11 protein-coding genes and 1 pseudogene are annotated in these 14,555 nt (G+C 60.8%); 7 read left to right on the top strand and 5 right to left on the bottom strand.

Annotated features, from left to right (window positions below; translation table 11 throughout):
- Positions 1-214: pseudogene (locus NW835_RS11855) on the top strand (RNA-guided endonuclease TnpB family protein); the annotation flags it as partial.
- A 172-nt stretch (positions 215-386) separates the two neighbouring features.
- Here NW835_RS11855 and NW835_RS11850 read toward each other — a convergent pair.
- Positions 387-1,037 (bottom strand): peroxiredoxin, encoded by a 651-nt coding sequence (locus tag NW835_RS11850; RefSeq protein WP_414386395.1) that lies wholly within the window; start codon positions 1,035-1,037, stop codon positions 387-389.
- Positions 1,038-1,319: 282 nt separating this feature from the next.
- Between NW835_RS11850 and NW835_RS11845 the strand changes: the two genes are divergently transcribed.
- On the top strand, positions 1,320-2,378 hold the full coding sequence (locus NW835_RS11845; RefSeq protein ID WP_414415385.1) for a hypothetical protein: 1,059 nt from the start codon (positions 1,320-1,322) through the stop codon (positions 2,376-2,378).
- 76 nt (positions 2,379-2,454) lie between these two features.
- Here the strand turns inward: NW835_RS11845 and NW835_RS11840 are convergent, their stop codons facing one another.
- From NW835_RS11840 to csaB, 3 genes are all read right to left on the bottom strand, one after another.
- Complete coding sequence (locus tag NW835_RS11840; protein ID WP_414415384.1) at positions 2,455-3,279, bottom strand: alpha/beta hydrolase; 825 nt, start codon at positions 3,277-3,279, stop codon at positions 2,455-2,457.
- 69 nt (positions 3,280-3,348) lie between these two features.
- Positions 3,349-3,933, bottom strand: coding sequence for a type II CAAX prenyl endopeptidase Rce1 family protein (locus NW835_RS11835; protein ID WP_414362192.1), 585 nt, complete (start codon positions 3,931-3,933; stop codon positions 3,349-3,351).
- 170 nt (positions 3,934-4,103) lie between these two features.
- A complete protein-coding gene (csaB, locus tag NW835_RS11830) occupies positions 4,104-5,264 on the bottom strand; it encodes a polysaccharide pyruvyl transferase CsaB (protein WP_414415383.1) in 1,161 nt (386 codons plus the stop codon).
- A 657-nt stretch (positions 5,265-5,921) separates the two neighbouring features.
- Here csaB and NW835_RS11825 point away from each other — a divergent pair.
- From NW835_RS11825 to NW835_RS11815, 3 genes are all read left to right on the top strand, one after another.
- Positions 5,922-7,949, top strand: coding sequence for a transglycosylase domain-containing protein (locus NW835_RS11825; RefSeq protein ID WP_414415382.1), 2,028 nt, complete (start codon positions 5,922-5,924; stop codon positions 7,947-7,949).
- Entirely contained in the window at positions 7,946-8,326 is a 381-nt protein-coding gene (locus tag NW835_RS11820; protein ID WP_414371596.1) for a hypothetical protein, read from the top strand. The genes NW835_RS11825 and NW835_RS11820 overlap by 4 nt, the downstream gene beginning before the upstream one ends.
- Positions 8,327-8,482: 156 nt before the next feature.
- Complete coding sequence (locus NW835_RS11815; protein ID WP_414365685.1) at positions 8,483-9,082, top strand: superoxide dismutase; 600 nt, start codon at positions 8,483-8,485, stop codon at positions 9,080-9,082.
- Positions 9,083-9,126: 44 nt separating this feature from the next.
- Here NW835_RS11815 and NW835_RS11810 read toward each other — a convergent pair whose 3' ends face one another.
- Positions 9,127-10,659, bottom strand: coding sequence for a serine/threonine protein kinase (locus NW835_RS11810; RefSeq protein ID WP_414415381.1), 1,533 nt, complete (start codon positions 10,657-10,659; stop codon positions 9,127-9,129).
- 264 nt (positions 10,660-10,923) lie between these two features.
- On the opposite strand from NW835_RS11810, the gene NW835_RS11805 reads away from it, so the two are divergent.
- Complete coding sequence (locus tag NW835_RS11805) at positions 10,924-12,999, top strand: cation:proton antiporter (RefSeq protein ID WP_414415380.1); 2,076 nt, start codon at positions 10,924-10,926, stop codon at positions 12,997-12,999.
- Between the two features lie 89 nt (positions 13,000-13,088).
- Positions 13,089-14,555, top strand: a 1,467-nt coding sequence (glyS, locus tag NW835_RS11800; RefSeq protein ID WP_414415379.1) for a glycine--tRNA ligase subunit beta, incomplete at its 3' end; no start/stop codon positions are given.

The raw sequence follows: 14,555 nt of genomic DNA, 5'->3' as shown, positions 1-14,555 counted from the left end.
GGTAGTGCGGAGAGCCGATGGCTACGACGCTCAGTTTTGCATCGACGTTGACCCGCAGGAAGAACTTCCACCTACGGGTAAGGTTGTCGGTATTGAGTTGGGGCTGACATGCTTCTACGAAGCAACCGAGGGTACTGTAGTGGAAAACCCCAGGTTTCCGAGGCAGCGTAGAGACTGGGTGGTGAAACAGGCCCGGGCGCTGGTGTGTCCGTAGCGTGGTTTTGTGCGCTTGCGTCAGCGGTGCGGAGCACTAACTGTCTTAAGCGGGTTTGAAATGACCACAAAGTTAAGGATCCCCTCACCGGGGATCCAGATCAAGGAGCCACGGCTTCAGCGGAGAAGGGAGCCCTTCTCCTGAGCCAACATCAGCTAGGTTGCTGGGACTCTTACTTGTTGGGCTGAGGGGTGACTCGCAGGTAGGGCTTAATTTCCTTGTAGCCTTTCGGGAACTTTTCTTTGAGCACTTCCGGATCTTTCAGCGAAGGCGGGATAATGACATCGTCGCCATCTTTCCAGTCGGCGGGGGTGACGACGTTGTACTTATCTGTCAACTGCAGAGCATCGATTGCCCGCAGCAGCTCGTCGAAGTTGCGCCCCGTGCTGGCTGGATAGGTGAGGATAAGGCGGATTTTCTTGTTGGGATCAATAACGAACACTGAGCGCACCGTCAAAGGCAGTCCTTCTTGATTGAGGTTGGTCTGATCCAGCATGCCGTAGAGCTGGGAGACCTTGCGGTCAACGTCTGCCAAGATGGGATAAGTCACCCGGGCATTCTGAGTTTCCTCGATGTCTTTCACCCAGCCGACGTGGGAGTCCACATCGTCCACGCTGAGGGCCAGCACCTTCACCCCTCGCTTCTCGAACTCAGGCATCAGCTTGGCAACAGTACCCAGCTCGGTGGTGCAGACCGGCGTGTAGTCAGCGGGGTGCGAAAACAACACTACCCAGCTATCCCCGGCCCAGGAATAGAAGTCGATTTCGCCGTGGGTGGACTTTTGCGTAAAATTGGGAGCCGTATCGCCAAGTCGGAGAGACATACACTCTTTCTCCTCAGTAAAGGGTTCAGTCCGGTGAGGTCAGGATCCGGATCCTTGCGCTCGATCCGTCTGCTGTCTATTTTGCCACAAAAACTCCACTTTTCCGAGCGGATTTTAGGAGATTTTAAGATCATCGCCAACTTGCCCGCAAGGTGAGAAGCCCTTTCCTAATGTGAACAATTGTTGTGGGCAGTCTTAACATTCTGTAGTTTCCTTACAGGCTACAACGGCGGCGTGCTAGGGGTATTGTAGACAACAGAATCTAGCTCCTCTGCTGAGGTCATGGGATCGATGGAAAGCCTAGAAGCAGCTACACCTTACAGCCTGGCCACCCTGTGGGCCCAAAAATATGTAGACAAGTTGCGGGCGCAGGCGGCCTTGGGCGAGCTGCCAGGTACCCAATTAGCCGACAAAGTGAAGGGATCCCTGCGCTTTGCCAGCTCCCAGGCCTGGGCAAAAACGGAGCGGCTCTTGGCTGCCGAAATCCCGAGGCAGCGGCTGGATCCGGACTTGATCGATCCCTGGCAAATTGCCGAGGACTCCCGTGAGTTATTTGAAAAGGCAGCGGAAAGTTGTGGGGAGGGCCTCTCGCCAGTGCGCTTTTCGGTAAAGATTGCACCGTTCTGTGGCAGCCTGCGGGCCCGCTACAGCGAACGGGATCCGCGGGTGCTGGGCTTTTTGAGCATGCAATTCCACTACACGGGGCAGATGGTCTTGCAAGCTCTATCCCCTCAGGAGCGCAGCCTCTTCCACCCCTACTTGAAGATCATGGACGACCACCTCTACATGCCCCTGCAGAGGATGTACGAGGGTGCCGCTGTCCACGCCGGCGATAGCGCTTCTTCTGCCTCTTTGCTGGCTGTTCAGGAACTGCTGCCCATCGTAACCAGTGTGGCGGAATTTATCTGTGCCGAAGTGGCTCAGCGTTTCCCGGACTATCGCTGCGAAAGCGGCCCCTTGACGGATCTGGAGGTGCGGATTTCCAGCATCCGCGATGTGGAGATGTTCCAGGTGTACCTGGGCCTCTGTGCCTTGGAAGGCAGCGTGGCCGCTGTGCAGCAGGAGCTGTTTCCCCTTTGCGTGATGCTATACCCCCCTCTGAAGGTGGAGTGGAAACTGGTGCGGCAGATGCTGGAGCTGTTGGATAAGGCTTTGCACTCTCGTCTCAGCCCGGCTAGCTACACTTTCCTCCTGCCTTACCTGCAAGCTGTACAAGGGATGTTCTCTCTGGAGGTTTTCCCCGAAAGCGACCCAATCTGGAGCCATCATCCCGACGTACTGTGCTATATGGGAACGGCGCAGAAGCTGCTGCAAGAATTGATGGGTCAAAAAGTCACTTGAAAATCCTCACGCTTGTCCACTCTATCTTTAGAGCAGGACAGGCTGTTGGGCTATCGCTCTTCAAACCTGCTGGGATCTACGGAGTGTCCAGGAAAGGGGTGGGCTCCACCAGCTCGGTCACAAATTGGTGCAGAATGGGCAGGTAGCGCTCCCCGGCCACCTGGAGCAAGTTGTTGTGATCGGCTCCCTCGATGGGCACCAAACGCTTGGGATCCCGTGCTGCTTGGTAAAGGGCTTCGGCATGCCAGAAGGGGATCAGGCGATCCTGAGTGCCGTGCAAAATCAGCAGTGGACAATTGATCTGGGCAATGCGGCTGAGGTTGTCGAAGCGGTCAAAAGGCAGCAGCGGGATGCGGGTCAAAACGCGAAAAGCGGTTACAAAGGTGGATTCCAGGATCAAGCCCCCCAACGGCTTGTGGGCTGCTAGGTAAACTGAGGGCCCACCTCCCACCGAGCGTCCGTAAAGCAGAATCCGCCCCGGCGGGATCCCCTGATCTCGTAGGTAAGCGTAGGCCGCTTCAATGTCTTTGTAGGCACCGGCCTCGGAAGGGATCCCTTCGCTGGTGCCGTAGCCGCGGTAGTCGTAGGCCAAGACGCTAAACCCCCCCTGCTGCAGCTTCCTCAGGCGCGGCAGGATATCTCCTAGGTCCTCAGCGTTGCCGTGGCTGTAGAGGAGGGTATAGGTGGCTGCGGGATTGGGCAGGTAGACCGCTGAAATCTGCAGGCCATCGGCGGTGGTGAGTTTGAGAATGGCCTCCCCATCCTGGTAGCTGGCGGGGCGGGGCAAAAAGATCAGCCGCTCCGATTGAAACCAGCCCAGCCAGAGCAGGTAGCCGTACACCCCCAGGCCAATGAGCAGCAAGGATGGCCCCAGCCGCAGTCCCAGAAAGGGCTTACTCATTGCTCCTTCCCCTCACCCCCGGCCCCTCTCCCTCTAGGAGAGAGGGATTGGGCAGCGACGTTGGGCGCCTTAGGATTTGGCTAGCAGGGCAGAACCTTTCCAAAGGCAAACTCCAATCCAGTTAACCAAAGTGTGGGCGACGATGGTTACCAACAGGTTTCCCGACAGCCACACGCCCATCCCCAGGAGAATACCTACGGCACTGGCCCAGACGGCATAGGGCCAACCCTGCCACTCTAGCCAGTGTAAAACCCCAAACAAGAGCCCGCTCAGGAGGATCCCGCCCGTCCACCCCAAGGGGCTGGCCACCAGGGCTGTCATCAGCACGCCGCGAAACAGCCACTCCTCGCTCCACCCCGGTAGCACCCCCACCCAGAAGACGTCTCCCCATTGCAAGGGATCCGCCACCAGGTGTAAGTAGGCGGAAGCCGCCCGGCGATAGGCCGGCCAAAGCCAGTAAGCCCCGCCGCTCAGCAGCGCCACCCCCAGCCCCAGCGCCGCTCCCCAGGCGACGGCCAGCGGATCCCAACGGAAGGGCACGCGGAGGGATCCCAGCCAGATCCAGAGGCCGGCGATGAGGGCCAGGATCAGGCTGGTCAGGCCCATCCCGATCAGGATCTGTTGGCGGGTACAGGGTTGCATCTTGGCACTCATGGGAGGAGCCTATTCCCAGCGTAGGGCGAATTCCGACAAGAACGGCTGCCCGAATCCACACTGGCAGCGGGGAAGACTCTCAGTTGATGCTCTCCCCAGCCCTAGAGAGCGGGGTTTGCGCCGCCCTTGTCTCGGTCAAGGGGGTAGGAGCTTGGGATCCCCCCTCTCCTTTAAGGCAAGTGCTGCCTCAGCAACTGGGCGTGCTGGGCCGATCGCTCCACCCAAACAGCCACTTGGTCAGGGCTGAGGGCCGGCCCGTCGGCATAGCAAGCCAGCCAAGCCCGGTGCAAAGCTTCGGGATCCTCTGGGATCGCCTCGAGATCCCAGCCGGGCATGCCCAATTCCCCGAGTAGCGTTTTTACCTTGGGATCGTAGCTGAGGCCAAAGCAGGCGCAACCCTCAGCCGCCGCCATCACCAAGCCGTGGTAGCGCATAACGATTGCCAATCTCACCCCCCGGAAGACCCCCTTTAAAAGACAGGGATCCCGAATCTCCAACACCTGGCTGTGGCCGGGCAGGCGCTGTTGCAGCTGTTGCGCTAGGCGGTAGTCTGGGCCAAGGTCAAGGGAGCCAGGAGGAGCCAGTTGGAAGGGTAGCAAAAGGAGATAGGCCCCCGTCGAGACCTGGAGGCGCCTCAAGCCTTCCGCCAAAGTCTCAAGTCGCGCTGGAGTGAGCTGGGGATGCTGCCGCAAGACCACGGCAATGCGGGGCTGAGGCCATCTTTCCCACTCCGGCAGGGTTTCGGCGGGCAGGCCCCAAACCGGATCCGGGGCCACCTGGTGGGGGATCCCCCAGTCTCGCAGCGATTGGGAGGCAACGGCGTCGCGCACACTGATGGCCGTACAACCTGCTAGAGACCGGCGGGCCAGCTCGCGGATCCAGCCCCGCTGCAAGGGGCCGATCCCCTGGGCCCAGGCCAAAGTTTTTAGCCCCCGCCGCTGGGCCCAGAGCATTAGACCCAGGTAGTAAAGTGGGCTGCGCCAACTGGTGCGATCCTGCAGCAGGCTGCCCCCACCCCAGATGAAAGCTTGAGACTGCCCCAGATAGCGCCGCAAAGCCCAGCCGTCAAAGCGCGGACAGGCCAGCACCCCATAGTTGGCAGCCGTTGCCTCAGGGCGGGGAGAAAGCACCACCGGCTGCACGGGATTGGGCAACTGCCGAAGCTGCTGCAAGAGAGCCAGCAACAGGGCCTCGTCGCCGGCATTGCCGTAGCCATAGTAGCCACAGATCAAAACCTGTGGCCCCTGCCTGGAGCCGATTTGCTCAGGCAAGTTGCGCCGGGATCCCCAATCGGTAGAAGTCAAGGTTCGGTCGAACTCGGCCCGTTGCATCGAGAACCTAGTCCAGCCTACAGCTTTCTTCCGGGATCCAGAGCGCTGCTGGCGCAGACATCTCCCTTGCAGCCGATGGTCTCGGACAGGTCTTCCTTGATGTTCTGCCCATGGCTAGAGCTTGCTTCCGCGCAGCACTGTGCTAGGGGGTCTTTCTCAGCTTATGGGATTGCTCCCGCTTGCCAAGCTGCCCAGAGCATGAGGTTTCTATCGCAGGGGACGCCGTAACCCCAACTCCAAGGCCTATGGCCGGCTTGCGCGAAGGAATGTGGAAACACTCCAGATACTTCCTCTCCTTGCCGCAGTTTCGTGTTCTCGCAGGCGCAAGATCTCAAGGCGGTGGGACAGGGATCCCCTTTGCAGATAAAGTCTGGTAAGCAGTTCTAACTGAGTTTTTCGCAAGTCGATGACAATCTTGCTGCCCTCCTTGGGCGAGATAGCGGCGATAGAGGTGCAGGTAGCAGTCTGACATGCGAAACAGCCTGTCGAGATCCAGGCTGGTGGGGAACGGGGGATCCCAGCAGCCAGCAGGCAAAGCACTCGGAAACCCCCCACGCTCACCCGGATTTGGCTCACCTAGAGGTGGGAGGGATCTCCCTGCCAGGCCGAGAAGCACCGCTCTATAATGAGTAAGATTTTTGGTAATGAGTAAGATTTTTGGTTGCTCCGCAACGCCGACGTGACGGGGTTTTTGACGTGACCTACGGTCGCAGACCATTGGCCCGCTGGGCTAGGCATTCGGCTTCGCGGCATCCTTACAGCCGCCCCTTTCCCCGCTTGGGGTATGACGAATATGCCAGCGCTGACCCACCCACCCGCCCCTCCTGGATGACTCAGGCTGCTGCCACGGTGGGCAATCTGTTGCTGGGGTCGCTGCTCTTGGGCTCTACAGCGACGGCTGCCGGCTTGATGGGGTTGGCCATCAGCTTTCGCAACCTGCCGGATGTACACCAACTGCGGGACTACGTGCCGGTGGCCACTACTCACATTGTCGATATTCGCGGCGAGCCAATTGCCAGCCTGCACGGGGAAGCCAACCGGGAGGTGATCTCACTGGAAGAGGTCTCGCCGGAGATGAAAAAGGCCCTGCTGGCCATTGAAGATAGCCACTTCTACACCCACCCCGGCATCAACCCCGTCAGCTTGGGCCGGGCCCTTCTGGGCAGTGTTGAGGGGGGCTTGGGCTCTGCCGGGGGCGGCTCCACCCTGACGATGCAACTGGTGAAGAATTTGTTTTTGAGGCCGGAGCGCACCCTCAGCCGCAAGGTGGCCGAGATTGTGCTGGCGGTGCGGCTGGAGCAGGTCTTCACCAAAGACGAAATCCTGGAGATGTACCTCAACCAGGTGTACTGGGGGCACAACCTCTACGGCATCCAGGCGGCGGCTCGCAGCTACTTCAACAAAGATGCGGCAGAACTGAACTTGGCGGAAGCGGCGATGTTGGCCGGGATCCTGCCGGCTCCAGAAACCCTCAGCCCCTTCCGTAACCTGGAGGGAGCCAAGCGACGACAGCGGCTAGTGCTGGATCGCCTGGTGGAGCTGAAGTGGATTGCCCCGGAAGAAGCCCAGGCAGCCCGCGAGCAAGAATTGACCCTGGGCCGCATCACCTCCTTCCAGAGCAATGCCCCGGCGGTCACCGACGTCATCGAAGCCGAGCTGCGGCGTCGCTATGGCGAGCAGGCAATTCTCCAGGGGGGGCTGCGGGTGCAGGCCACCATCGACCTGCGGCTGCAACGCCTGGCAGAGCGCATTGTCAACGAAGATGGGCCCCGCATTGCAGCCGCTCGCCGAGCCGACCAGATGGCCCTGGCGGCAGTGGATCCCCGTACCGGCTATGTCAAGGCCCTTGTGGGCGGCATCAACGCCCAGCGGGGCCAATTTAATCGCGCCACCCAAGCCTTTCGCCAAACGGGATCCACCTTTAAGCCCTACGTGTACTACGCGGCCCTGGCTACCGGCCGCTACGGGCCCAACAGCATCCTGGAAGACACCCCGGTCACCTATCCCGGCTCACCCCCCTACAGCCCGAAAAACTACGACAACACCTTTTACGGCCCCCTCACCTTTGCCCGCGCCTTGGAGCTCTCCCGCAACGTGCCCACCGTCAAGCTGGCGGATGAGGTTGGGATCCGCAACGTCATTGCAGCGGCCCAGGCCACGGGTATCAGCGCCGAGATGTTCCCCAACCTGGCCACGGCCCTGGGCTCGGCCAGCATCAGCCCCCTGGAGATGGCGGCCAGCTATGCGGTGTTTGCCAATGGCGGCTACCGGGTGGAGCCAACCTTCTTGGCCCAGGTGGTGGATCGCAACGGCCAAATCCTCTTCGAGGCCCGGCCGAAGCCAGAGCGGGTTTTGGATCCCTGGGCAGTGGCTGCCCTCAACCAAATCCTCAAGGGGGTAGTGACCCAAGGCACCGGGACGGCAGCCCGTCTGGACGATGGGCGACCGGTAGCAGGCAAAACCGGCACCACCTCCGACTTTCGCGATGCCTGGTTTATCGGCTATGTGCCGCAACTGTCCACCGCCATTTGGATTGGCAACGACAATAACTCCCCCATGCTGCCTGGCACGGCAGGGGGCGCCTTTGTCGCCCCCACCTGGAAGCGCTTCATGACCGAGGCCCTGCAAGGGATCCCACCCCAAGACTTCCCTAGCCCTCAGCAATTTTCCCCTCCCCGGCCATGAGCAATAGCGAGGAGCGGCTGGCGCGCATTGAGCGCACCATCGAGGCCAATGCCCAGGCCATCGCCCAACTGGCCCGGCAAAACCAAGAGCTGCTGCAGACCATTGCCGGCACCGAAGAGCGCATTGCCAAGGCCGAAGAGCGCATCGCCAGAGCTGAGGAACGCATCGCCAACGCTGAGGAGCGCGTCGCTAAGGCAGAAGAACGTCTGGAAGCCGAGGTCAAACGCTGGGACGAGCGGTTTTTCCAGCTCAGCCGCGACACCCTCAACTTCACCCGCAATGTAGTTACCATTGCCGCCATCACAGCGGTTTTGATCCCGCTGCTGCGGGATGTCGCTCCCCTGCTGATCGAGCTGCTGCAGCAGGGATCCCGTTAGCCCCCGGTCATCGAAGGGCCCAGGGGATCCCAAAGCGTAATCGTTCTGAGTTACACTAAGACTGCAAAGAAAGGTAACGCCTTTGTCTGGTTTATCCTTAGCCTTGGCCGCGTTCTTTCTTGCATTCCTTGCACAAGACACAGAGGACAGACGACTATGGCTTTTGAACTCCCAGCTCTGCCCTACCCTGCCGACGCCCTCCAGCCCTATATGTCGGCGGAAACCTTCTCCTACCACCACGGCAAGCACCACGCCGCCTACGTGGCCAACCTGAACAAGCTGATTGAAGGCACCGATCTGGCCAATAAGTCCCTGGAAGAAATTATCAAGACCACGTTTGGGGATCCCGACAAGGTGGGCATCTTCAACAATGCTGCCCAAGTCTGGAACCACACCTTCTTCTGGGAATCCATGAAGCCGGGTGGGGGCGGCACGCCGACAGGGCCCATCGCCGACAAGATCAACGCTGATCTGGGCGGCTACGACAAGTTTGTCGAGGCCTTCAAAACGGCGGCGGCCACCCAGTTTGGCAGCGGCTGGGCTTGGCTGGTGCTGGACAACGGCACTCTCAAGGTCACCAAAACCCCCAACGCCGAAAACCCGCTGGTGCACGGCCAAGTGCCCTTGCTCACCCTGGATGTGTGGGAGCACGCCTACTACCTGGACTACCAAAACCGACGGCCCGACTTCATCAGCGCCTACCTGGAACACCTGGTCAACTGGGATGCCGCCAATGCCCGGCTGGCAGCCGCCTGACTGCCCCTCTTCTGGGATCCTCTGACGGGGGATCCCATCGAGGACTAGCCTTGCCCAGCTCCTTGCCAGGGGATCCTCAGGGATCCCCTTTTTTTCGGCTTAGTCCTTCCCCAAGCGTTCCCGCTCTTCGCGCAGGCGTTGTAGGAAGCTGGGCGTAGGGTTTTGGGCAGGGGTGGGAAAGGCAGCAGCAGGAGGAGCGGCCCGGTTGATGGGGGCAAAGAGGGGGCGATTGACCGGCTGGGGCGGCAGGGGGGTGCTGAGAATGGGAGTGGGCGGGGGGGCCGGCGCTGCAACGGGCGGAGGCGCAGGGGTGGGTGGCGATGTGGGCGTGGGTTCGGGTTGAGGGTTCTCCCGAACCGGATCAGGATCATCTTCAAACACTGGCTCACCATCCCGCAGCAGCCAGTCCAGCAGTGGATCTGGGCCGGCCTCCCGCTCATCGGTGTCAGAGGGCAAAGGAACAGCAAGCGGTCTCTCAAAAGCAGACGGAGGCCCCAAAAAGTGCTCCCGGCGATGGCGGCAAAAAGAGCTATCCCGCCCCAGAGGGGGATCTGCCTGTCCCTGGACTCCGGTTGGGCGCCTTCCCAATCATCGATGGCTGCCAGGGTGCGCTCGGAAAACGGCGAGGTTGTTGGAGGGGGCGTGAGGCAAGAGCCAGCGCTGTTGTGGGATTGCAGGGATCCCTCCAATTGGTCGCTGAGGAGCTTCATGGTTTGGGGCCGCTGGCCGGGGTCTTTGGCCAGACAAGCAAGCACCACTTCCTCCAGCGCTGGCGGGATCTCATGAGGCAACTGGGAGCGGTCGAAGGGCCGAGGCTGTTGGTAGTTGTGGGCCTCGTACCAACCGGGAAAAGAATCGGTCTTGGGCTGCAGGGGGTGTTGCCCGGTCAGCATGCGGTGGAGCACCACGCCGAACGAGTAGATGTCGGAGCAGGGATCCAATTCCTCGCCGCGCACCTGCTCGGGAGAGGCGTAGCGCACCGTCCCCAAAAAGCCGGTGGTTTGGGTGCCGAGGACCAAAGAAACATCGCTCAGCAACTTGGCGATGCCAAAATCCAGAATCTTGACCGTCTCTCCCAGGGTCTCATCTTTCAAAACAAAGAGATTGCTGGGCTTGATGTCGCGATGGATCACCCCTTTGATGAGGTGGCCATCTTGCTCAGTCTCCAAATTGTGGGCATAGTAGAGACCGGCACACACTTGGCGGGCGATCTTCACCACCTGCTGAGGGGGCAGCAGCGGGTGCTTGAGCATCAGTTCTCCCAAGCTGTGCCCCCTCAGGTATTCCATCACCAAATAAGGTTGGTTGTTCTCCAGACCGTAATCCAGCACCTTGACAATAGCCGGGTGCTCTCCCAGCAGGGTACTGATGCGAATTTCCTGCTGAAAGCGCTTGAGCAAGTGACGGCAGGTGTTTTCATCGCCTGCCAAGTTTTGGTGCAACAGCTTCACCGCCACTGGACGATTGAACAGGCGGGTATCCACAGCCTTGAACACCTGCCCCATGCCCCCTGCCGCAATCTTCTGAACCAGTTGATAGCGCTGACCGATCACTTTTCCAGGAGCAAGCTGGTTCATAAGCGGCCCAAGAGCATGCACTCTCCGATTTTAGTGTGTGTTTCTCGAAGGTTTCTCTCGCCTCTTTGCGGGCGCCACCACCAGGCTGTCTTCATTCCCAGTGTGTTCTGGATGTATTTTGAATGCTTGTTAAACGCCCTGCCGGAGATTGAAGACTGGACGAAAGCTGTGGGCCATGGGGAGCTATCTGAATCTGGATGAATCTGATAGACTCAGGCGGGCGCTTGGCCGAGTCTGTGGGTTGCTGTCTGTTGGGTAGTGATGATGGCTAACTGGCTGCCAATTTCAGGGATCCCTCTGGCCCTGCTCGGCCCGGTGAAAGACCCAGTGCTGGTGTTTCTGATCCTCCTGACGATCATGCTGGTGGCCCCGCTGCTGTTTGAGCGGCTGCACCTGCCGGGGATCATCGGCCTGATCCTGTCCGGGTTGGTGGTGGGGCCCTACGGCTTGGGCATCTTGCAGCGGGACGGAACCATCGTCTTGTTGGGCACGGTGGGGCTGTTGTTTCTCATGTTCATGGCCGGCTTGGAGACCAGCCTGGAGGATTTGAAGCTCAACGCCGGCAAGGCCAGTGTCTTCGGGGTGCTCACCTTTCTGTTGCCAATGGTGATCGGCACGGCGGCCATGCTGGCCTTGGGGTATGACTTTCTGGCGGCAGTGCTGGTGGCCTCGTGTTTTGCCTCCCACACCCTCATTGCCCTGCCGATTGTCTCCAAGTTGGGCCTGATGCGCCTGCAGGCGGTAACAGCCACCCTGGGGGCGACGTTGATTACCAATGTCTTGGCGCTGCTGGTGCTGGCGGTGGTGGTGCGCGCCCATCAAGGGGAGCTGACACTGCAATTCTGGCTGACGCTCATCCCCTCGATTGCCCTCTACATGTTTGCCACCCTCTGGGGGGTGCCCAAGCTGGGCGGTTGGTTTTTCCAGCGCTTTGGCCACGACGAGGGGGCGGAGTTTACTTTTGTGATTGCCACCTTGTTCGTGGTGGCCTACGGGGCGGGGTTGATTGGCATTGAGCCTGTGGTGGGCGCCTTTTTGGCTGGGACGGCCATCACCCCCCTCATTCCCCAGCTCAGCCCCCTCATGAACCGGATTCAGTTCATCGGCAACACGTTGTTTATACCGTTTTTCTTGATCTCGGTGGGGATGCTGATCAACCCCAGCATTCTCTTGGGCGAGCCACGCACGCTGCTGGTGGGCGGAGTGATGATTGCCGCGGAGGTGGTGAGCAAGTTTTTGGCGGCTTGGATCCCGGCCCAACTGTTTGGCTGGCGCTTGGCCAGCGCTATGGTCATGTTCGGCCTGTCGGTAGCGCAGGCGGCGGCTACTTTGGCGGCAATCACGGTGGCTTTCAACGTGAAATTGGTGGATGAGCTGACGGTGAACGGCACCATCGCCATGATCCTGATTACCTGCATTGCCTCGCCTTGGATCGTGGCCCGCTGGGGTGAGCGACTCCAGCCTGCAGAGGTGGCGGCAGAAGCTGGTAACCTGCCCCAGCCAGCCTGGGGATCCCGCGTCCTGGTGCCGGTGGCCAACCCTGACACCGAGAGCAACCTGCTGCGGTTGGCTTTGATTCTGGCCAAGAAAGAAGGGGGGACACTGCTGCCGCTGCACGTTTTGTCTGACCGCGCTGGGATCTCGCCGGCGGCTCTGGCCCGGCAAGAGCAATTGTTGACCTTTGCGGAAGTTCTAGCCCACAGCGCCGTGGCCCGAGTGGAAGCCATTCGGCGGGTGGATGATTCGGTGGAAAAAGGGATCATTCGCTCGGCAGCGGAACGGCAGGCGACCTTGGTGATCCTGGGCTGGAAGGGCTACTCCACCTACGCGGAAAATTTCTTTGGCAGCATCATCGACGCAGTGGTGCGGCAGGTGGGAATCCCGGTGCTGATTACGCGCTTCCCCGTCCCCATCGAGACAACACAGCGCATCCTTTTGGCAGCCCCAGAGTTGGCAGTGTCTCCCGGATCCCTGCAGCAGACGATTGGGCTGGCGCAGACGCTGGCCGAGGAATTGAAGGCGGCGCTGCAGATTCTCCTGGTGCAAACCCGACCGCCACGGGAGCGCTCTCCAGCCCTAGTGGCGGCAAGCTATGCCCATCTGCCGCTCCAACGGGTGCAGGGAGGGCTGGTGGCCGAGGTGTTGAAGGCGCTGCAGCCGGGGGATGCATTGGTGTTGATCCCCAGCGAAGCCCGCAGCCGCTCCCGTCTGGGCCGCGAGCCGGAGATCATCGCCCGTAACCGGCCTAACCTTCCCATCCTTGTGGTGCATTTGCCTGCTGCCTCCCCGGCACGGCTGCAGGAGGGCGTTCTGGCAGTAGGGGATCCCCCTTGGTCCTGATGGCGGGTTGCAGCCCTTGTGTGAACGCCGCCCCGGCTCCCCTGATAAACTGGGATCCCCAGGGGGGATGTCGCTAAGAGCAGAGGGGTATGGTTGCCTATTTGCTGGAAGTCGGCTGTGAAGAGCTGCCGGCCAGTTTTGTTGATTCGGCCCTAGAGCAGTGGAGGAAGGGGATCCCGGCCTCTTTGGCAGAAGCCCATCTACAGGCCGAGGAGATGCAGCTTTTCGGCACGCCGCGCCGCTTGGCAGTTCTGTTGCGGGGCCTGCCCACCCAGCAGCCGGATCGCACCCTGGAGGTGAAGGGGCCACCGGCTCAGGTGGCCTACCAAGATGGCCGCCTCACCCCTGCCGGGGAAAAATTTGCCCAGAAGCAGGGGGTGGATCCTGCCAGCCTGGAGATCCGACAGGTGGGCAAGGGATCCTTTGTCTTTGCCGTGCAGCGGCTGCAGGGGCGGCCGACGGCAGCGGTGCTCCAGGAATTGGCGCCCACTTGGATCACCAGCTTGAGCGGCGAACGGCTGATGCGCTGGGGCTATGGAGACTTGAAGTTTCCCCGTCCCATCCGCTGGCTGGTCTCCCTCTGGGACGATCAGGTACTGCCTTTGCTCTGGCCTACCCCTGAGGGCAATCCTCTGCCAGGCTTAGTGGCCGGGCGGGTCAGCCGTGGCCACCGCGTTTTGGGATCCCAGCAGGTTGTCCTGGAGCGGGCCGAGAGCTATGTTCAGCAAATGCAAGCAGCCGGCGTCAACCCTGACCCGGCGGCACGAGCGGCGCAGATCCAGGCGGAGGTGACCAAGCTGGCCAAGCAGGTGAACGGGCGAGCCCAGATCCCCCCTGTTCTGCTACAGGAGGTGGTGCAGTTGGTGGAGTGGCCAACGGCCGTTCTGGGGCGCTTTGAGCCGGAGTTTTTGCAATTGCCCCCTGCGGTCATCCAGACGGTGATGATCACCCACCAGCGCTACTTCCCGGTGCGGGATGGCCGGGATCCCGAGAAATTGCTACCCTACTTCATCACCATCTCCAACGGCGACCCCCGGCAAGCGGAGCGGATTGCGGCAGGCAACAGCCGCGTGGTGCGGGCGCGCCTAGCCGATGCCCGCTTTTTCTACGAGGAGGATCGCCGCATCCCCTTGGCCCAGCGGGTGGAGCGGCTGCAGGCGGTTACCTTTGCCGAAGGGCTGGGATCCATGCGCAATAAAGTGGAGCGCATCTGCCGCATCAGCCGCCTCATTGCCACTGCCTTAAATCTGGATCCCCAAGAACAAGCCTTAGTAGATCGCACGGCTTACCTGTGCAAGGCGGATCTGGTTACCCAAATGGTGTACGAGTTCCCGGAGCTGCAGGGGATCATGGGCGCCGAGTACGCCCGCCATGACGGCGAGCCGGAAGCCGTGGCAGAGGGGATCGAGCAGCACTACTGGCCCCTGGGGGCAGGGGAGGCTCTGCCCACCTCTTTGACCGGGCGGGTGGTGGGCTGGGCAGATCGCCTGGACACCTTGGTGGGCATGTTCCACCTGGGGCAGATCCCCACGGGTTCTTCGGATCGCTTTGCCCTG

Origin of the sequence: Synechococcus sp. OH2 (assembly GCF_047462155.1) — a bacterium.
Taxonomy (GTDB): domain Bacteria; phylum Cyanobacteriota; class Cyanobacteriia; order Thermostichales; family Thermostichaceae; genus Thermostichus.
This window is presented reverse-complemented; position numbering and strand designations above follow the sequence as displayed.

What these genes read in the sequence shown, in the direction of transcription:
- NW835_RS11820 (WP_414371596.1), top strand. Translation starts at nt 7,946, where the DNA reads ATGAGCAATAGCGAGGAGCGGCTGGCGCGCATTGAGCGCACCATCGAG.
- NW835_RS11845 (WP_414415385.1), top strand. Translation starts at nt 1,320, where the DNA reads ATGGGATCGATGGAAAGCCTAGAAGCAGCTACACCTTACAGCCTGGCC.
- NW835_RS11805 (WP_414415380.1), top strand. Translation starts at nt 10,924, where the DNA reads ATGGCTAACTGGCTGCCAATTTCAGGGATCCCTCTGGCCCTGCTCGGC.
- csaB (WP_414415383.1), bottom strand. Translation starts at nt 5,264, where the DNA reads ATGCAACGGGCCGAGTTCGACCGAACCTTGACTTCTACCGATTGGGGA.
- NW835_RS11835 (WP_414362192.1), bottom strand. Translation starts at nt 3,933, where the DNA reads ATGAGTGCCAAGATGCAACCCTGTACCCGCCAACAGATCCTGATCGGG.
- NW835_RS11810 (WP_414415381.1), bottom strand. Translation starts at nt 10,659, where the DNA reads ATGAACCAGCTTGCTCCTGGAAAAGTGATCGGTCAGCGCTATCAACTG.
- NW835_RS11815 (WP_414365685.1), top strand. Translation starts at nt 8,483, where the DNA reads ATGGCTTTTGAACTCCCAGCTCTGCCCTACCCTGCCGACGCCCTCCAG.
- NW835_RS11850 (WP_414386395.1), bottom strand. Translation starts at nt 1,037, where the DNA reads ATGTCTCTCCGACTTGGCGATACGGCTCCCAATTTTACGCAAAAGTCC.
- NW835_RS11840 (WP_414415384.1), bottom strand. Translation starts at nt 3,279, where the DNA reads ATGAGTAAGCCCTTTCTGGGACTGCGGCTGGGGCCATCCTTGCTGCTC.